The sequence below is a fragment of the Shimia sp. genome (genome assembly GCF_022448905.1).
Lineage (GTDB): Bacteria > Pseudomonadota > Alphaproteobacteria > Rhodobacterales > Rhodobacteraceae > Shimia.
On the sequence record NZ_JAKVCW010000026.1, the window covers coordinates 1 to 18,462 of the forward strand.

23 protein-coding genes and 1 tRNA gene are annotated in these 18,462 nt (G+C 54.3%); 15 read left to right on the forward strand and 9 right to left on the reverse strand.

The annotated features are described in order from the left end of the window. The coding region (locus MK208_RS20400) for a PIN-like domain-containing protein (RefSeq protein ID WP_294119556.1) at positions 1-234 on the reverse strand (234 nt) is incomplete at its 3' end. 723 nt (positions 235-957) lie between these two features. Here MK208_RS20400 and MK208_RS20405 point away from each other — a divergent pair. Genes MK208_RS20405 through MK208_RS20415 form a run of 3 tightly spaced genes read left to right on the forward strand, consistent with a single transcriptional unit; the run spans position 958 to position 4,384 of the window. Next, positions 958-2,055 carry an ABC-three component system protein gene (locus MK208_RS20405; RefSeq protein ID WP_294119557.1) on the forward strand — a complete coding sequence of 366 codons (1,098 nt, stop codon included), beginning with the start codon at positions 958-960 and terminating at the stop codon, positions 2,053-2,055. Next, positions 2,043-2,534, forward strand: coding sequence for an ABC-three component system middle component 2 (locus MK208_RS20410; RefSeq protein ID WP_294119559.1), 492 nt, complete (start codon positions 2,043-2,045; stop codon positions 2,532-2,534). Before MK208_RS20405 ends, MK208_RS20410 begins: the two co-directional genes overlap by 13 nt. After that, complete coding sequence (locus tag MK208_RS20415; protein ID WP_294119561.1) at positions 2,531-4,384, forward strand: AAA family ATPase; 1,854 nt, start codon at positions 2,531-2,533, stop codon at positions 4,382-4,384. The genes MK208_RS20410 and MK208_RS20415 overlap by 4 nt, the downstream gene beginning before the upstream one ends. Positions 4,385-4,545: 161 nt before the next feature. Here the strand turns inward: MK208_RS20415 and MK208_RS20420 are convergent, their stop codons facing one another. The 6 genes from MK208_RS20420 to MK208_RS20440 all read right to left on the reverse strand — a co-directional run bounded on the left by MK208_RS20420 (position 4,546) and on the right by MK208_RS20440 (position 7,862). Next, positions 4,546-5,172 carry a hypothetical protein gene (locus MK208_RS20420; protein ID WP_294119562.1) on the reverse strand — a complete coding sequence of 209 codons (627 nt, stop codon included), beginning with the start codon at positions 5,170-5,172 and terminating at the stop codon, positions 4,546-4,548. Beyond that, positions 5,159-5,371, reverse strand: coding sequence for a hypothetical protein (locus MK208_RS20425; protein WP_294119563.1), 213 nt, complete (start codon positions 5,369-5,371; stop codon positions 5,159-5,161). Before MK208_RS20425 ends, MK208_RS20420 begins: the two co-directional genes overlap by 14 nt. Next, entirely contained in the window at positions 5,368-5,808 is a 441-nt protein-coding gene (locus tag MK208_RS20430; RefSeq protein WP_294119564.1) for a hypothetical protein, read from the reverse strand. The genes MK208_RS20425 and MK208_RS20430 overlap by 4 nt, the downstream gene beginning before the upstream one ends. Beyond that, positions 5,693-6,694 carry a helix-turn-helix domain-containing protein gene (locus MK208_RS21130; RefSeq protein WP_366011502.1) on the reverse strand — a complete coding sequence of 334 codons (1,002 nt, stop codon included), beginning with the start codon at positions 6,692-6,694 and terminating at the stop codon, positions 5,693-5,695. Before MK208_RS21130 ends, MK208_RS20430 begins: the two co-directional genes overlap by 116 nt. 393 nt (positions 6,695-7,087) lie before the next feature. After that, on the reverse strand, positions 7,088-7,519 hold the full coding sequence (locus MK208_RS20435) for a hypothetical protein (protein ID WP_294119565.1): 432 nt from the start codon (positions 7,517-7,519) through the stop codon (positions 7,088-7,090). Between the two features lie 127 nt (positions 7,520-7,646). After that, positions 7,647-7,862, reverse strand: a complete 216-nt coding sequence (locus tag MK208_RS20440) for a hypothetical protein (RefSeq protein ID WP_294119567.1) — start codon at positions 7,860-7,862, stop codon at positions 7,647-7,649. Between the two features lie 71 nt (positions 7,863-7,933). Here MK208_RS20440 and MK208_RS20445 point away from each other — a divergent pair, with 71 nt between their 5' ends. From MK208_RS20445 to MK208_RS20495, 11 genes are all read left to right on the forward strand, one after another. After that, positions 7,934-8,266 carry a helix-turn-helix transcriptional regulator gene (locus MK208_RS20445; RefSeq protein WP_294119568.1) on the forward strand — a complete coding sequence of 111 codons (333 nt, stop codon included), beginning with the start codon at positions 7,934-7,936 and terminating at the stop codon, positions 8,264-8,266. 385 nt (positions 8,267-8,651) lie between these two features. Next, complete coding sequence (locus MK208_RS20450) at positions 8,652-8,927, forward strand: hypothetical protein (RefSeq protein WP_294119570.1); 276 nt, start codon at positions 8,652-8,654, stop codon at positions 8,925-8,927. A 34-nt stretch (positions 8,928-8,961) separates the two neighbouring features. Then, positions 8,962-9,666: an ERF family protein gene (locus tag MK208_RS20455; protein ID WP_294119571.1), complete on the forward strand. Its 705-nt coding sequence runs from the start codon at positions 8,962-8,964 to the stop codon at positions 9,664-9,666. Between the two features lie 66 nt (positions 9,667-9,732). After that, entirely contained in the window at positions 9,733-9,915 is a 183-nt protein-coding gene (locus MK208_RS20460; protein ID WP_294119572.1) for a hypothetical protein, read from the forward strand. Next, on the forward strand, positions 9,915-10,400 hold the full coding sequence (locus MK208_RS20465) for a hypothetical protein (RefSeq protein WP_294119574.1): 486 nt from the start codon (positions 9,915-9,917) through the stop codon (positions 10,398-10,400). The genes MK208_RS20460 and MK208_RS20465 overlap by 1 nt, the downstream gene beginning before the upstream one ends. Then, a complete protein-coding gene (locus MK208_RS20470) occupies positions 10,397-10,774 on the forward strand; it encodes an HNH endonuclease signature motif containing protein (protein ID WP_294119575.1) in 378 nt (125 codons plus the stop codon). Before MK208_RS20465 ends, MK208_RS20470 begins: the two co-directional genes overlap by 4 nt. 22 nt (positions 10,775-10,796) lie before the next feature. Next, positions 10,797-12,839, forward strand: coding sequence for a DNA cytosine methyltransferase (locus tag MK208_RS20475; RefSeq protein WP_294119576.1), 2,043 nt, complete (start codon positions 10,797-10,799; stop codon positions 12,837-12,839). 36 nt (positions 12,840-12,875) lie between these two features. Beyond that, complete coding sequence (locus MK208_RS20480; RefSeq protein WP_294119577.1) at positions 12,876-13,628, forward strand: hypothetical protein; 753 nt, start codon at positions 12,876-12,878, stop codon at positions 13,626-13,628. A 48-nt stretch (positions 13,629-13,676) separates the two neighbouring features. Then, complete coding sequence (locus MK208_RS20485; protein WP_294119578.1) at positions 13,677-14,366, forward strand: hypothetical protein; 690 nt, start codon at positions 13,677-13,679, stop codon at positions 14,364-14,366. 106 nt (positions 14,367-14,472) lie between these two features. Continuing rightward, positions 14,473-14,622 carry a hypothetical protein gene (locus MK208_RS20490; RefSeq protein WP_294119579.1) on the forward strand — a complete coding sequence of 50 codons (150 nt, stop codon included), beginning with the start codon at positions 14,473-14,475 and terminating at the stop codon, positions 14,620-14,622. After that, entirely contained in the window at positions 14,616-15,644 is a 1,029-nt protein-coding gene (locus tag MK208_RS20495; RefSeq protein ID WP_294119580.1) for a tyrosine-type recombinase/integrase, read from the forward strand. Before MK208_RS20490 ends, MK208_RS20495 begins: the two co-directional genes overlap by 7 nt. Positions 15,645-15,682: 38 nt before the next feature. Here the strand turns inward: MK208_RS20495 and MK208_RS20500 are convergent. Both MK208_RS20500 and MK208_RS20505 read right to left on the reverse strand, forming a co-directional pair. Beyond that, a tRNA-Thr gene (locus MK208_RS20500) sits at positions 15,683-15,758 on the reverse strand. A 48-nt stretch (positions 15,759-15,806) separates the two neighbouring features. After that, the gene (locus tag MK208_RS20505) at positions 15,807-17,420 is read right to left on the reverse strand and encodes an iron ABC transporter permease (RefSeq protein ID WP_294119581.1); all 1,614 of its coding nucleotides are present in this window, start codon (positions 17,418-17,420) and stop codon (positions 15,807-15,809) included. A 166-nt stretch (positions 17,421-17,586) separates the two neighbouring features. Here MK208_RS20505 and MK208_RS20510 point away from each other — a divergent pair, with 166 nt between their 5' ends. Then, on the forward strand, positions 17,587-18,462 hold the full coding sequence (locus MK208_RS20510) for a hypothetical protein (protein WP_294119582.1): 876 nt from the start codon (positions 17,587-17,589) through the stop codon (positions 18,460-18,462).

The window sequence follows — 18,462 nt, forward strand, 5'->3', positions numbered from 1 at the left end:
CTGATCAGCAAGGACGGTAAAGCGGTTTCGCTGAAACTCTAATGCCACATGATGAGGTATCCAGATACGATCAGACAGCTTACTCAAAATGTCCAAAAGCTGATCACGAGTCGAAGTTTGGTAGCGGTACAAGTTCAACAACACATTAGTGTCGAACACGAATAAGGACGTTTCCCAAATAGCTTTGTAGTCAACTTTGGCGCCTGGGTCGAACTGCGGGAATTGTCCCTTCATTATCTATCTAACTCCAATGGCTTGTCTCTGATGCACCCTAAGCTGTTGCCTTGTGCTTTGACCATATGCGATTTCATTGAATGCGCTGAACTTGTCAAAAATCTACCAGAACTCAATCCTTTGGGAACTTGATAACTTTAGTCTCTTGAAAACGGTCCGTTTTAAGGTTCACTTTGGAGTGCCATCCGCCGAAGCCTACTGGCGTCGAAAACGTATGTTTTGAACTTCGCAATACCCCCAATCATAACAGGATAGCAACGTCTGCAGAACACTTGCGGGTATTGGGGCGAGAGGCTGGGCGGCGAATGACCGCTTGCCTATGGGCCATAAAGTGTTCGCGCTCGTGGCGAATGTCCGGTTCCCGCCCAAGGTGCAGATGACCAATGTCTCCTAAGGGCCGGGAGCAAACCTTCGGACATCAAAGATAACCCCAGCAATCGCCTGCCATGCGACAACAGGAGGTATCAATGTCGGCATCGCGCAGATAGCGCTCTTTGCAAAGTTTGACGAACGGCCCAAAGGAGACATCCATCGTGAGATGTTCTGCTGCAGTGCTGCGTACCTAAAGCGGACATATGTAAGTCGTTTATATGCGCCACGGAGTGATACCGACCGGGTAGCAAAAAACGACCTCAACTATTCGTTGTGGATTGCGCGCTCCGATACACTCGTTATGGTGCTAGCAAAATGAAGAGATTGATTTGAACTGGATGCCGTCGCATCATGGAAGAAACTGAACCTGCCATTGCTGAAACTGGCTCCGACTCTGAACAGTCTGCTATTGAATTTGAAAACGGGCCTAAGCTAGATCCACTCCATATTGTAGCAAGCTATAATGCAGATCAGTGGGAAGATTTTACCCATGAATGGGTTCATTCACTTGAGAGTGAGTACATCGATACTGACCATGCCCCGGGTTCAGGCGACAAGGGCATTGATGTTGCTGGCTTTCGGGATCGCGACAGGTTTGCGGGAGTTTGGGACAATTACCAGTGCAAGTGTTACCAGAGAGCGCCATTGGGATTCAAAGATGTCGCGCCCGAAATCGGAAAGATACTGTGGTACTCCTTCTTAGGCACCTATACTGCGCCGCAACAGTGCTTTTACATCGCCCCGAAGGGCGCGTCTCCAACGCTTTCCCATCTGATTAACCATGCTCCAAATCTTAAGGAGAAGGTTATTAGTGAGTGGGATAAAATGATCTCCGGCAATATTACAAAAACAAAAGACATTAAGATTGTTGAGCTTTCAGGTGATTTCAAAGAGTATGTAGACGAATTCGACTTTCGGATTTTTCGCGCTCCCTCAACGCGTTGGGTGTTAGAACAGTTCCGTACGAAGACCCCGTTTTACAACAAACGTTTCGGTGGCGGGCTTCCGGCAAGACCAAAAGCTGAGAAACCACCCGAAGAGGTTTCAGAGGCCGAGAAAACGTATGTAGAGTGCCTTTTGGATGCCTACGCGGAACACATAGGTTTAGAAGCGGTCTCCATCAGTGACTTGAACAAATGGAGACAACTGAGAAACCACCTAAACAGATCACGTGAGGCATTCTTTGATGCAGAGGGCCTCAGGGTTTTTGTTCGAGACAAAACGGAGCCGGGCACTTTTGAATCTTTACAGGACGAAGTCCATGATGGGGTTATCGACACCAGCGACATGCCGCATGACGATGGCTATAAGCGAGTGTTGGCCGTGACGAACACCGCTCAGAGCTTAGCTCTGGACGCACATCCTCTAAATAAAGTTGCACGTCCTGTTGCCCGACGGGGTGTATGCCATCAACTCGCCAACGATGGAAAACTCGTATGGAAGCAGTAGCACCAGAAACAATTACGCCTTTCAATGGTCCGTTAGAAACCGGTATGCGTGCAGTGCTTTGCTTGCACGCCAGCTTTCCTAAAGAGTTGGATATTCAGCGCCTCACCGCATTAGATTATCTCCTGGTAAGGACTAGCTTGCTAGGCGGACCGCCAGACATCCATCCGTCAACTCCCATCATGACGCCCGTCACGCAGGTTCGGCGCAAGGCAGTTTCCGAGAGCCTTGATCTTATGATGTCTCGCGAATTGGTGGAGCGATCAATAACACGAAAAGGCATATATTATCGTGCAGGCGAGTATTCATCTTTCTTTGTGGATGCTCTGTGCACGAGTTACTCAGAGCAGTTACGGTATCGTGCGAAGTGGATCGCTGATTTTTTTGCAACGTATTCGGACGATGCTTTTGAAGATCATATGCGTAGCCTCCTGACAGACTGGGTCTCTGAATTCCAAGACGAAACTAAAGGTGGCCTATGAGTTTTTCCGGAATTCAAATCCAGAGCATCGCATTTCATGGGCCTGAAAGGGAGGCCGCGGTAGTTCACTTCCAAGACGGCTTAAACGTAATTTATGGCGCATCTGATACGGGTAAGTCATTCATCGTTGAAGCAATTGACTTCATGTTCGGTGCCAAGGGGCCACTTAAGGACATTCCCCAATCCGTCGGATACGAGCAAATTTTGTTGGTTCTTAGGCTTTCAGAAAATGATGTGGTTACTGCCCGTCGAAGCATGAGCGGCGGTGCTTTTGAGGTCCATGAGGGGGCTTACACTTACACACTTCCGGAAGCCGAGGGAAGAGTCCTCAGTGAAACACATAGCGCAAAAGACCAGGACAACCTGTCGGCGTTCCTGTTGAACAAGATTGGCCTTAACGGAAAGAGAATTAGGAAGAACGCAAAAGACGAGACCCAAAACCTCAGCTTCAGGAATCTTGCACGCCTTTGCATAGTCAACGAGGAAGAGATCATTCAGAAACGGTCACCGCTTTCAGATGGCAACGTGGTGGCTGACACAGCCAATACGTCGGTGTTTCGTCTACTTTTAACAGGAGTGGACGATTCTGCGCTCGTTTCTCATAAGAAAAAGACCCCAGAAGAACAAAAACGTGAAGCGCAACTGGAACTTCTGGATCTGCTGATCGCTGAAGCCGATCGGAAGATAAAGGACATTAGCGGGTCGAAAGATGATTTAACCAATCAGAAAGAACGATTGAACAATGCAATGGAAGCTAGATCCAGTTTGCTCGCGGTGACTGAAGCGCAATACCGCAAGGTTTCGTCAAACGTTCGAAAATTCATGCAGCGCCGCGAAGAGAATCGAGATCGGTACACAGAAGTAGTAACGCTTCTGGACAGGTTCAAACTCCTGCGTGAGCACTACAATTCCGATATCGAACGACTGATGGGCATACGCGAGGCTGGTAGCATCATCGCTGCTATTGACACAGATGTTTGCCCGATGTGTGGCGCCGAAGCGCAGCATCATAAAAATGGTGCTACGTGCGATAACGATGTTGCTCGTGTCACCGCGGCAGCAAGCTCGGAAATCGAAAAAATAGAACGGCGAGCCGAAGAGTTAGCCGAGACAATCGGCGCGCTAAAAAAGGAAAAGACCATTTTGGAAGGTGCTCTTCCAAGAATCGATCAAAATTTGAAAAAACAAAATGCCGAACTACAGGGGGTGATTGCACCTGATCTACGAAAGCTTCGGACGTCTTATAAAAAGCTGGCCGATAAGGGCGCCGACGTACGCGAGGCGTTGGGAGTTCTCGAAACAAAAAGCGATCTTCTAGATCGCAAGTCCCGGTTAGAAAGCAACAACTCGACTGTTACGGCCCCGACTGAAATGCCAATTAGGACGCTTACAGACACAGTGATTTCACCATTTTCTGAATTGGTGCAAAAAACACTTCAGAGTTGGGGGTTTCCTGGTGCAGACCATGTCCACTTTGACCTTCAATCCAAGGACTTGGTAATTTCGGGAAAACCGCGGGTTTCCTTTGGAAAGGGCCTTCGCGCGATAACCCAGGCTGCATTTTCTATTTCACTTTTGGAATATTGTGCAAAAAAAGATTCTGCGCATCCGGGATTTGTAATTTTGGATTCGCCTTTGCTTTCTTATAAGGAGCCTGATGGGGATGACGATGACTTATCTCGAACTGATCTTAACGGCAATTTTTACCGCTTTCTCTTGCAGTTGCAGAAAGATCGCCAAGTCATCGTTGTCGAGAACACCGACCCTCCTTCCGACGTGGAGCTGGGCACACGCGTCGAGCATTTCTCCGGTACGTTGGATCAAGGTCGGTTTGGTTTTTTTCCTAGTTGAATAATTAATGCCCTTCGCTTTGTGTCTGGTATCAACACTTATCTTTCATGAACTCCTACTTTACTTAAAAGTACCGACTTTGACGCGTGTCGCAGCGAGTTTCGGTTTCCCGCCCAAAGCGTCGGGTGGTCATGTCTAATTCGGGCTGAGAGCCGCTGTTACTACCTTGTATCAACAACCGCCGCAAGCGCCCGCAACGCGCCCACAAATCGTTCCCCTACCCGCGTGAGCCTCGCCTCAACAACTGGCTCAACCCGCCCCCTTACGACCCCAAACAGCGCAAACTGCTGATCGCTTCGCAACTGCCCAATGTACCCCCGCCAGCGCATCCAGTCATTCACGGCGTCGCGGTGGCGTTCGTCTTCGCTGCGCAAATCCGGCTTGTCGTCCGCCCGCGTTTCAAACCGCTCCGGCATCATTTCGATCCGAGTGCCCTTCGCGTGAAGGCTCTTGCAGAGAACGACTTTGGCATAGCGCGCCTCGGTCGCCGTAAACGCCGCGTATATGCTCCAAAGCTTGCCAGCTTCCTCCTCGTCGCATGCGAGGTAAATGGCGCGCCCTGCGGCCTCTCCTAGCGCTTGGCTGCGCATTTTCTGGCGGTTCTGTACTGTGTCCTCCTGCCCCATCATTCGCGCTCGTGCGGACAGCACCGTGCGCTGCGGATCGCGTTCCTGGCCAATCTCTGCCATACGGGCCTTGCCTCGCTTCTTGGGGCGCGGTGTTGGCGCCAATCCTGGCAAATCCAGCGGTTGCTTTTTGGACTTCCCGCGGCGGTCACCCTTCCCCATTTTTGCGCGCTCCGTACTGCTCGGTTGCGATGTTGATCACCATCTGCTTGATCCAATCATCGTTGATTTCTTTTGGGTCGATTGCGGCGATGCCTTCCTTGTGCCAGAGCGCCACGCGGGCTTTGTCGCGGTTCTTCAGAAGCTGTGCGTGATCGCGTTCGTCTGGACCTTTGCTGTAGATCGTTGAGACCAGTCTCATTGCCCACCTCCAAATCTCTTCAGCTGGAAACCGACCTCGGCAATGATTTCCTCGGCACGTTTCTTTCCGCAGCGCTCTCCTCGAGGGGCTTCCTGTTTGGGTGGCAGGCTCGCCACGTAGTCCCTGCCCCGCCATGCTTTGAGGATTTCTGAGATGTGCCCGGGGTTCGGTTTTTTCGACGGATTGCGTCGCCGCCAATCGCGCAGCGCTGCCCGCACCTGATCCTGCGGCCAGTCCTCGAGCTCGTCGCACCAATCGGCGAGAACAGCGCCCTTCATTTCAGGCGAAAGTGGAGCTTGCCAGTATCCCTGCATGATGATTTCAACCTCGAACGCGATCCGGGCCCGATGGTCTTCGACTTCGTGCGGCGATAGCGATTGCGTCAGTCGTGGGGTCGGTGTTGGAAGCTTGGAAACTGCTGCGGGAGCGTTGGTCATTGCCCTGCCCTTTTTCGTTGAAGTACCAATCGGCTTTGACGGACTGCCAGCCGCGTTCCTCGGCGAGTCCTAGGGCGTCAGAGGCGTCGCCACCTCTGGCCTCGATTTGGCGTAGCTGCTCGGCCAGTCGCTTGGCCGCCGTGACCGTGAGTGGTTTTTTGATCTTCCGGCGATAGGCGACGAAACTAGACACCGCATCGAGGCCAGCGAACCGCGTTAGCGCATCGCTGATCTTTTGCCCTTCACTAATATTATTAACTTTATTGGATGGTTTATTTTGGTTTGGGTGACACTCTGTCGGGGGTACCGGTGACACTGTGTCGGGGGTGCCCGCCGAGGGGTGACACACTGTCGTATCTTGGGGTGACACACTGTCGGGGGTCACGTTTATGGGGTGACACTCTGTCGGGGGTACGGGTGACACACTGTCAGGGGTCTCGTCTGTGGGGTGACAGCCTGTCAGGGGTACCGGTGACACACTGTCAGGGGTCTCGTCCGTGGGGTGACAGCCTGTCGGGGGTTGGGGTGACACACCGTCGGGGGTCGAATGCCGATCTGCCACCGGTATACCGCCTGCATTTGGACAACTGGACACGACGCTTAAGCAAATTCTGTACTCGACTGTGAAGCCGTTTCTGTGTCTTCGCTTGCCTACTTCCTCGATGAAGCCTGCGCTTTCGAGTGCGGAGATTTGCCGCTGAACAGTGCGCTCAGTGGTCTCTAACTCTCTCGCCATTGTGCCTTTGGAAGCCCAAATCCCCTGCCCATCGTCGCTGGCGATATCGCCCATCAACAGGATTACAGACTTAGCACTCAGCCCAATGCCGAGGTTCTTGCTGCGAAGCAGTGAGGTAACGAGGTTGCTCATGTCTTCACCCACCGCCATTCTTGAGGCTCCACGTCCTCAAATAGCCCCGGCGAGACTGCTTCCATTTCTGGTGTCAACTTCCGGTAAGTGGCCGTTGTGACGCGACCACCACCGGACAGGAAATAGATGGGCTTGTCTGTCGAACAATCTCCAACGGGAAGTGAGCAGAGAAGTGTCTCTCCTGCTTGAAGGCGACGCACGACCTCTGCTTGAGTAACTGCCATTATCGCGCCTCCAGCCTGCCAAGGGCTATCGCTAGCCGCTTTCTGATTGATTTTGTTCTGGAAGACTTGGTTGCTACACACGGGCATTCATTGAGCGCTACGCGTAGCCCATGCACTTCGGTCAACGGGATGCGTATTACGGCATACCCGTCTTCTGAAGTGAGTTTGGGGCGCAGCGGCTCAGACATTACGCCTTCAACTTCTCGATTGTGGAAAGCGCGGTCTCTCCAGCGTGAAGCATTTCTTCCACTTCAACACGAGCTTCTGCCATGGCTTTGGGATCGCCGGTTTCGGCCGCAAGGATCAGCGCGTTTACAGCCTCACCGGCCTCCTTGCCGACTTCACCGGCAAGCCGCGTTATTGACGGACCTTCCTTTGCCGCCACGCGGTCTTCAACTTCCTTGGCGCGCAGTTTTGTAAACCGATAGTCGCCCGTCGCGTCTTCCAACGCGTAGACGTAGATCATCGGCACCGCAGCGAACCCGTTCTGGATCCGAGAGATCGTCCCCTTGGAGATTTCATGCCCTAGCAACGCAGAAACCGTGGCGCAGGCTGCCTCTACCCCACCCGTCTTATTGACAAGGCGACGGAACATGTTGGCGTACAGAAGATCAGACATTCTAAAACCCGTTTTTGTTGTGAAGGGAGTGCTGTGCGTGCAGTTTGAGAGCGTCGAATCCTTTGGCCGACGACCAAATGGCGCCCCACAACGAATGAAGGCGACATCAGTTTGCAGTGCACGAGGATCAAAGATCATGTTGCCTTTTCTCCTGAGCCTCGAGCGTGTCTATGAATGAATGAATTTTCCCGCCAGTTTCATACGTGCAACTTCCGCCGGACTTCAGACGGTCATACAATCGACTGTTTCTGACAGCCCGTTCGCAGATCGTTGCGGCAGATAAACCGGCACGCTCAGATGCCGCCTCTATTCGCCTCACTAACTTTTCTTGTTCATCCGTCATGGCGGCAATATGGACTTTTGTCCACTTCCCGTCAATGGACTTTTGTCCGCTATCAAAGTGTCGGCGTTCAAATGTATAAACGGTCCATGGAAAGAACGTTTCGAGACGCATTTTTGGCTGAACTTGGGGCCTCCGGCCTGTCTGTAGCTGAGGTAGCCCGTCGCTCCGGCGTGTCAAAAGACCAGCTGAACAAACTCAAACAAAGAGACTCTGCGAAAACGAACGTAGATGACGCGAGACGTGTAGCGGAAGCGTTCGGTAAGACTCTTGATCAATTCCTCAAGGATACAGAAACATCACCTTACCTGGAGGCCGTTGGCCTACTTTCCCAACTCTCCGAGGAAGAGCGCGAGTTCATCATCGTTGCAGCCCGAGCAGCGGTGGACAAAAGAAAAAAGCGTTAAAAAGGAACTGACTGAAGAGTACCGTTAAGGCTTTCACAATAAAATCTTAGCCCCACTAGTTGTCAGCTATCCCCCCCACAAACGAACCATCAAGTCCAGTTTGTAACCGCAAGTTTCTGGTATTTTGCGAGCCAGCGTGCGGTTCATCTCCCCTTATGTGCGTCTTGTAAGCTGCAGAACTAGCACTCTATTTGCGCTCTAGCCGAGTGACTTAACAGCAGTACGTACGTCAATTTTTCCCATACCAATAAAACGAGCGATGCATGACCGCAACTCGAGCTCGCCTTGCCACAGAGAACCAACCCTCATCCGATGGACTTTTGTCCACTTTTGGCTTGACGTGGACTTTTGTCCATACTATCTCATCTTCATCGGAGGAAGAGATATGCAGTATCAATCGATCAAAACACCATCTTGGACTAACGCCGAACTCGAGGTCGATGTGACCGATATCTGGGTCGAAGAATGCGATCCGGAAAACGAAAACGGCGAAGAAGTCATTGCCTATCTCTCCACCAACACCAGCGGCTTCATCACCGTCGATGGCGTCAGCATCGACGATGGGGTGACCAAGATCTACCGCTCCCGCGAGTGGACGGAAAAGATGATCGGTTTCGAAGCAATCAACCGCATTGAGGAAAGCGAGCAAGAGGCTGCGTAAGCCCCTGCCCGCTCCAGTTTTGAAGGAACGAATTATGACCTCCAGCATCTTGAGCAAATCAGATCGCCGCCCAACCCCAAACATGGGGCCGCTGTATGCAGCACTTGCAAAGGCACAGGGTGAATTCCCCGAAATCCCAAAGAACAAGACAGGCCACGGATACAAATACGCAGACATCGCCGACATTCTCCGCGCTGTCCGCCCCATTCTCTCAAAAAACGGGCTTTCAATCTTTCAGTCGATCGCGGGTGACAAGTTGGAAACCACTCTCGCCCATGAGACCGGCGCAACGCTCGTCAGCCGCTACCCTCTCGTTCAAGACGGTACTGGTCGCATGAACAACATCCAGAAGATCGGAGCCGCCCTGACCTATGCGCGCCGATACTCATTGACCGCGCTCCTTGGCGTCGCTGCGGATGAAGACGTCGACGCAGACGACTTGAGCGTCACTGGACGCAATGAAGGCCGCGCAATCTCGAATGGCCTCAAGGACGCTTGGATCGACGGGGTATTGGACAACTTGCCAGACGACGCGACCGACGCGGAGAAAGCCGACGCTTTTGCCTCTCAGATCATTGCCGACATGCGCGGGATGAAAACCGCGAAAGGCGTCAACAACGTCTGGAACAAACGCGAGCAGATCATTGAGGCCTTGGACAAGAAGCACAACCACCTGTTCCAAGATGTCTTCGACTGCTTCCAAAGCTGTATGGCTTCCTATGAGGCGGAGGCTGCCTGACGCGGTCCACGATCCAAAAACTCGCTCCAGACGACAAACACCAATCCCGTTTTAAGGTTTAAAGTCATGACTTTAGAAAACATGCCTAAAGCAGTTGATGAATACCTCGCACGCGAGGAAGCGGCCATGAAATCGCCTCAGGGAGCCAATCACGCCGCGCTCTTTGTGGAGGTCGGAAAAGCCTACGGAATTGATCCAGACGAACTGTCAAACGCGGTCCTTGAACGAACCATCTTGGGAGCAAACTAATGAGCCAGCACCCACTAAACCTACGCCCTGCCAGCATGGTCATCGATGGTGAGGAATGGGTTCCCAAAACCTATGCCGACGCCCTTGCCGACAAACTGCGCGAACAACAACGCAGTCGCGCCAGCCACAACCAGCAGTTTGCCGAGATCAATGACCTGTGGGCCAATCTCCCCCATCACCAAGCAAGTGCACCTTACGCAAAAAGCGCCGACGCGTTTCGCAAGCACGGCCTGATCGCTACCGGTCATTGCGACACAGAGACCATCGTTTTTGAAAGCAAGGCAGCAGCATGTGCAGCCGCACCGGTGATCGCCAATCTAGCGCGCAAGGCACATGGCTACGCCCTCGTCATCGTGCGCAAAAACTTCGTTATCTGCTCCACTCCACACAGCCAAAGCTACAAGGCCATGGGCAAGGAGCGCTTTCAAGCGAGCAAGCAAGCCGTACTGGATTGGGGTCACAGCATTCTCGGGGTGGCGGCATGAGCAAGCGCAGCGTCCCAGAATGGATTGGCGCAACGCCCGACACCGCTATTCCGGCGCGGGTGCGCCTGCGGGTCTTCGAAGCCCACAAGGGCGCCTGCCACATCTCCGGTCGCAAAATCGCGGCCGGAGAAAAGTGGGAAGCTGATCACGTCATTCCATTGGCGGCAGGGGGAGAGAACCGCGAGTCCAATCTCGCGCCTGCCCTGCACACCGAACACAAAAAGAAGACACGTGCGGACGCGAAAACCAAGGCGAAGTGCGACCGTGTGCGCAAGAAACACCTTGGCATTCACAAGCCTAAAAGCCGCTTGGCTGGGTCCAAAGACAGCCAGTGGAAAAGAAAAATGGACGGGACTGTGGTTCGCCGCGCCTGAGCCTTTTCACAGGGATTTCTATATGACAAATTTCGCTGACTTCCCCATGATCATTGACTGCTTTGCCGGAGGAGGTGGCGCTTCTGAGGGTATTGAGCAAGCTTTAGGCAGGAGCCCAGACGTTGCCATCAATCACAACGCCGACGCACTGGCGCTCCATGCTGCAAATCACCCCGAAACCCTACACCTGGACAGCAATATTTGGGATGTTGAACCGGCCCAAGTAAATAAGGGTCGCAAGATTGGCCTCTTATGGGCAAGCCCAGACTGCAAGCACTTCTCTAAGGCCAAAGGCGGCAAACCCAAAGACCGGAACATCCGTGATCTGGCATGGGCTGTAGTGCGATGGGCTCGCCTTCCCAAAAACGAACGGCCCGATGTAATCCTGATGGAGAACGTTGAAGAATTTAAGACATGGGGGCCTTTGTGTGACGAAGGCCGCGTGATCAAAGGTCTTGAAGGCGTGATCTTTGAAGAGTGGATGAAAGCGCTTCGCGACCTTGGCTATAAGGTTCAGTGGCGCGAGCTTCGCGGCTGTGACTATGGCGCCCCAACCATCCGCAAGCGTTTCTTTATGATCGCCCGTTGCGACGGACAGCCTATTGCATGGCCCAAGCCTACGCATGGCGATCCAAACTGCAAAGAAGTCCACGCGGGCAAGCTCAAACCATGGCGCACAGCCGCGGAGTGTATTGATTGGTCATTGCCCTGCCCCTCGATCTTTGACACCAGCGCAGAGATCAAGGCCAAGTATAGCCTGACTGCAAAGCGCCCCCTTGCTCAGAACACACTGGCGCGCGTGGCGCGCGGAATGAAGCGCTACGTACTGGAAGCCCAAAAGCCCTATCTCGTAAACCTGACCCACGGTGGACGGGTGGAAGACGCCACTGTGCCGTTTAAGACCATCACGGGGGCGAACCGAGGTGAAAAAGCGGTGGTCGTTCCATCAATCATCCGGTTCAACACCGGCGCAACGGGGCAAGACATTCGTTACCCGCTGTCAACCATCACAGCAAACAGCTTCATCAAACGGCCTGGAGGGGCCGCGCCGTTGGGGACCATTGCTCCGCAATTGATGAGCCTGAAAGGCACGGCACGTCGGGATAGCTCAGTTGCGGGCCCACACCCGACTGTTTTGGCCGGCGGCGGAAATTCGGCGTTGGTTGCCCCTACCCTGATCCGGCATTTCGGCCAATCGGTTGGGCAGGCTACAACGGCTCCCGCACCTACAATCACAGCGGGTGGCGGCGACAAAACTGGATTAATCGCACCGATCCTAACCTATGCGCAGCAAGGTGGCCGGAACCGCGACCCGCTGGACCCAATGCACACGATATGCGCCAGCCGTAAGGACCAGAACGCGGTGATCATTCCGGCGCTGGTGCAGACCGGCTACGGCGAGCGAAAAGGCCAATCGCCGCGCTGCCTTGACCCACACGCCCCTCAGGGACCCATCGTGGCCGGTGGGATCAAGCACGCGCCTGTGGCGGCCTTTCTGGCCCAGCACAACAAAGCGCGCAGCGGGTTCAATCCCGGTCGCCCCGTCGACACCCCAATTTCTGCCCTGACCGCCACTGGATCACAGCAGCAGTTGGTTGCCCCATGGTTTGCCAAATACTACGGCACCGGCGATGGCGCCCGCGCAGACGAACCTTGCCACACGATCACGGTGCGGGATCGTTTCAGCCACGTCCAAGCGGACATTTCGCCTATTTTTGGTCCGGAGCACGAAGCCCGCGCCCGTGAGGTGACCGAGTTCCTGCGGGCCCACGACGCTTGGGACGGCGGCGAGTTTGTCACACTGAAAATCGAAGGCGAAACCTTCGTGGTGGTGGACATCGGAATGCGGATGCTGACACCGCGTGAGCTGTTCAACGCCCAAGGATTCCAATCCGATTACGTGATCGAAGGCGTCTGGCACCAAGACGGCGACGATTGGACCTTTGAGGACTTCACCAAGTCCGTGCAGGTCAGCTGCGTTGGCAACAGCGTTTGCCCGGATCTGGCCGAAGCGCTTTGCGCAGCCAATTGCCAACACCTCACAGCCGAAGCCCTAGCAGCCTAACCCCCAAGCGGGTCAATGAAGAAGGAGAGAGACGGAATGATTGCTGTTTGGTTTTCCTGCGGAGCCGCCAGCGCGGCAGCCTTGAAGCTTACAATCGAAGAGTACGGCGCCGAAAACGTTCGGGCGATTAACCAGCCGATTGCAGAAGAGCACAAGGATAATCGTCGCTTTTGCCGAGAGGTCGCGGAGTGGTGCGGAGTAGAAATTGAGCTCTACAACGCATCAAAGTATCCAAGCGGTTCTTGCGTTGATGTGTGGAACCACAGAAAGGCGATGTCATTCCCCAAAGGAGCGCCCTGCACTCGACACTTGAAAATTGAGGCTCGACAGGAGTGGGAAGCCATCAACTCCCCAGAATGGCATGTGATGGGCTACACCGTCGAAGAAAAGGCGCGGCATGAGAGCTTCGTAAAGCTTGAGCGTCAAAACCTGCTTCCGATTTTGATCGACGCGGGCATGACCAAGTCAGACTGTGGCGATATGGTTCGCTCCGCTGGCATTGACCTGCCAGCGATATACGGCCTCGGCTACCCCAACGCCAATTGCATTGGCTGCGTTAAGGCAACTAGCCCGACATATTGGAATCTAGTCCGCGAAACCTTTCCTGACGTTTTTCAGCAGCGCGCGGAACAGTCCAGACGGCTTGGCGTCCGGCTGGCACGAGTAAAAGGCCAACGTATCTTCCTGGACGAATTGGACCCTTCAGCAAAGGGGAGACCTTTGTGGACTATGCCGCCATGCGGTCTCTTTTGCGAAGAATATACTGCAACGAAGGGAGAAGCCGCATGATCAAAACCATCACCATAGGCACCCTCATCGCCACACAGGAGCATCGACATGACTGACACAAGCACAAAGGCGGTGGAAAGGCTGGCCCAAGAATATGACAAGCGGGTCGCTTTGTTCAAAACACTGGCATCTGGTGCCGGTAGCAAACTGCGCCTTGAGCGCGGAAAAGAAACCTTGGAGGTGCACGAAGCCACAGCCAACGCCCTCCGCACTCTCCTCAATGAACGTGACGAGCTAAAGGCCATGGGCGGCGTCATCGGGCAGTTGGCGTGGTGGAACCCATCCAAGCAAAACAACTACACGCACGGCGCAAAGACCATTTTTGGAACGTATTATGTCGGCATTTGTGGTGGTCGCCACTATGCTTGGATTGAGTTGTTTCATGAAAGTGGCCGTATAGAGCAATGGGAGGGCGAAGTTCGTGGTTCCTTGTTCCAAGCGAAGATGGACGCACAACGGCACTACGAAGCCCGCATCCGCAGCGCCTTTGTTACACCGCCACAAGACGCCATAGCCAAAACTGTAACGGAAATTTGGGATCGGCTGGAAAGCGAGTGCTGGGATGTTCGGTGCCGTGCCGAACCAATTGCGGACACTGGAGATAGCGATACGGTTTGGGAAGTAATTTCCCACCACATGAGCAAGCCGTTTGAGCGTGTCGAGGGTACCGGCAGCACCCCTCAAGAGGCATTCGCCGAAGCCATTTACAGCGGAGAAGGGTATGGAGGCCCCCAATGACTGACACGAGCACAGAGGCGGTGAAGCGCGTCCGAAAGTACATCGAGTAATGGGTCAACACACGCCCCTTTTTGCCACCGCCAAAACCGCCGCTGCGCTCTTTGAGATGACGCAGGGCGAATTTCTAGCATTGGTGGAAGAGGGCGTTTTACCCAAGCCGCAACAGATCGGACCCCATGAACGTTGGGAAACTGACGAATTAAAGGCTATTGCCAGAGGTGAGAAAGCGGATGGGTATGAGGAAATTCAATGGTAAGAAAGAAGTTCACCACAACCAAAGTCATTAAAGGCCGCACCTATCAGTATTTCCGCAAAGACGGCAAATACACCCGCTTACCTGACGATCCATCCAGCGAAGAATACGACAAGGCATATTGGCGCTTAATGCGCGGTGGCGACCTAGCCGAACGCAAAACTTCCTGGAACAACCTGATCCTGCTCTATAAGAAAAGCCCCCGCTGGATCGATCTCAAGCCTGTCACAAAGCGCGAATACAGCCGCTATCTTGAATATTTGCGTCAGCGCGTCGGCACCAAGGACACTCTGAAATTTCAGCGCAAGCACGCCATTGCGATCCAACAGGCGAACTCAGACAAACCGCGGACAGCAAATTACACCCTGCAAGTGATTTCCGTTCTGTTCGAACTCGCCATCGATCTCGGATGGCGCGCCGACAACCCCGCAAAAGGGGTTCGCAAGCTAAAAGAGGGGGAAGGCCACACGCCTTGGCCGGAATGGGCCATTGAGGCGTTTAGAGCGCAAGCGACACCAGAGGCCGCCCTGCTCTTTGAACTCGCCCTAGGCACTGGCCAACGTGCGGGCGATCTCATCAAAATGAAATGGTCTGACTTTGACGGCAAGGGCATCTTTGTGGCGCAGAATAAAACAGGCACAAAGATATGGGTGCCCTGCACGAATGAGCTTTTGGACATTCTGAGGCAAACCGAAAAACGCGGGATATTCATCCTCACCAGCCAGACCGGCGCGCCCCTTACATATAGCGGCGCTGCACAACGGCTAACCCGAATTTCAAACAAGGCCAAAACCCGCGCCTATTCACTGCATGGCCTGCGATACAGTGCGGCCTCAAAGCTCGCGGAACTCGGGGCTACAGATGCGCAGATCGCAGCGATCACTGGCCATAAGGCCCGCAGCATGGTTGCGAAGTACTCCAGTGGCGCAAACCAAAAACGACTCGCAGACGAGGTGGTTCAGCTACGCGAGAACAGAACACAAACAGAACATGAAAGTGGGAAACATACTGGGAAACCAAAATGACACATTCAGCAAATTCACCGCTAAGTCATTGAATTTTATGGTGCCCCCACACGGACTCGAACCGCGGACCTACTGATTACAAATCAGTTGCTCTACCAGCTGAGCTATAGGGGCACTGGAGCTTCGTTTAAGGCCTTCGATCAGAACCTGCAAGAGGCTTTTTTAGCGATTTGCGCGGGCCAGCAGTCCAACCGCCACAAGCCCCACCAAAACAATCATGATCGCGCCGGGGCTGGCGTCCGGCAGGTTCTCCAAACTGGCCTGCTCGTGCACGCGTGTGGCCAATGTATCAAAGTTAAACGGGCGCAAAAGCATGGTCGCGGGCAGCTCTTTCACGCAATCCACAAAGACCAGAAGCAGTGCGGAACCAATCGAGGCACGCACCAGCGGCAGGTAAACTTCGCCCAAAACTTGTCCTTTTGTACGCCCCAAAGACCGGGCTGCCATTGGCAAACTGGGCGCCACGCGCCCCATAGCGCCATCTGCCGCGCCTTGGGCAATGGCAAAGAATCGCACGCAGTAGGCCAGAATCAGAGCAAAGGATGAGCCGGTGAGAATCAATCCGGTTGGGGAGCCTGTCATCGTCTCGATCAGATCCGCCAGTTTGTGGTCAAGCGCCGCCAGCGGGATCAGAATGCCCACGCCCAAAACCGCGCCAGGTGCCGCATAGCCAATTGTGGTGATAGGCAACAGCAAGCGCGGCAGGCTGCGGCCTGACAGGCGTACGCCGTAGACCATCAAAACACCAGCGACCACGGTCAGCACCGCAGCAATGCCGCAGACCCGCAACGTATTCCAAAGCGCCTCGTACAAGGCAGGGTCCCGCCATTGCTCCAGACTGCTTGCGGCGTTGTCCGCAATCACCAGAAACGGCATCACAAACCCGATTAGGAAGGGTAGCAGACAGGTGACGAAGGCCATCCAGCCCCAAACCCCTGTCAACTGCACCGGCTCAGCCGGGCGGTTGCGGTTGCTCAGGCTAAAAAACTGCACCTTCCGGCGGCTGATTTTTTCCATCGTGACCAGCAGGATCACCAGCATCAGCACCACGCTGGAAATCTGTGCTGCACCACCTGCGTTGTTGCTTTCCAACCAAACGCTGAAAATCCCGGTGGTCAGGGTCTGCACGGCAAAATAATCCACAGTGCCAAAGTCATTCACAGTTTCCATCATCACAATGGCGGTGCCGGCGGCAATCGCCGGGCGGGCCATTGGCAGCCCCACGCGCCAGAACCGCGCAAACGGCCCCGCCCCCAAAGATCGCGCCACTTCTTCGGAAGCGCCGAACTGCTCCCGGTATGCCGCGCGGGCCAGAATATAGACGTAGGGAAACAAAGCAGCGGACAACACGATGATCGCCGCGCCCATGGAACGAATTTCCGGGAACCAATAATCGCGGCTTGTTTGCCACCCAAACAGGTCACGCAAGCCGGTTTGAACCGGTCCCGCGTATTCCAGAAAATCTACCAGAGCATAGGCGCCGACATAGGCAGGAATGGCCAGCGGCAACAGCAGAGCCCATTGAATCCAGCGCACCCCGGGAAAGCGATAGCGCGTCACCAGCCAAGCCGTTGTTGCACCCATCGCGGCCGCGAGCACACCAACCGAGACCATCAAAACCAGCGTATTGCGCATGTAGCGTGGCAGTGTGGTGGACAGCAAATGCGGCCAGATATTTTCAACCGGATGAAACGCAATCCAAATCACCGCCAGGATCGGCGCAAGCACAACAGTTGCGACAAACAGCGCCCCCAAGGACCACGGGTCAAAAGACAACCATCTTTTCAACGCCTTGGGCGTTGAGTTTTGTGCGGAGGGCGGTGTTGTCACATGTGATTGCACAGGGGATTCCTTTATCGCGCCCTTGTGTTGCCTGAATCTGGTTTTACTGTCCAGAAACGAGGCTATACTTGTTACAGCACAATCCAACAACGAAAAGAACATGCAGATTGTACTTCACGCGGGCGCGCATTTCACAGACGAGGGCAAACTGCTCGGCAGCCTGAGCCAAAACCGGGATCTGCTGGCGCAGAATGGCATCGCTCTGCCGCCCCAATCCACCTATCGTCGCCAAATCCGCGACACGCTTGGGCAGATGAACAATGCCACCATGGCAGCCGACTACAAAGGCGCGATCATGGGCGGCATGATTGGGGACGCCAAACCGGACCGTATGATCCTGTCCAACGACAACTTCTTTGGTGTGCCCCGCCGCGCAATCCGCGACAATTGCCTGTTTCCGACGGCTGGCGACCGTTTGCGCGGCGTGTCTTCGTTGTTTTACGGCGAAGATCTGGAGATCTTCATGGCAATCCGCAATCCGGCCACCTTTGTGCCCGCACTTGTCGCCGCCTCGCCCAACCACCCCATCGAGGAAGTTACCGACAATTGCGATCCACTGGCACTGCGCTGGTCCGAGTTGATCCTGCGCATCCGCGATGCCGTGCCACATATGCCGGTCACAGTTTGGTGCAACGAAGACACCCCGATCATATGGGAAGAGATCATGCGCGATATGGCAGGGTTGGATCCAGCCACCCCAGTTGCAGGTGGCACGGATTTGCTCCGCAGTATCATGAGCGACGAAGGCATGGCGCGGCTGGAAGCCTTCCTGGCAGATCACCCCGGCGTGACCGAAATCCAGAAACGACGCATCTATGCTGCGTTCTTAGATAAATTCGCCATCGAAGACGAAATCGAAGAAGAGCTCGACTTGCCTGGCTGGACCGTACCCATGGTCGACCACATGACGCAGGCCTATGACGAAGACGTTTATCGGATCGAGCGCATTCCCGGCGTAACGGTTCTAACGCCATAA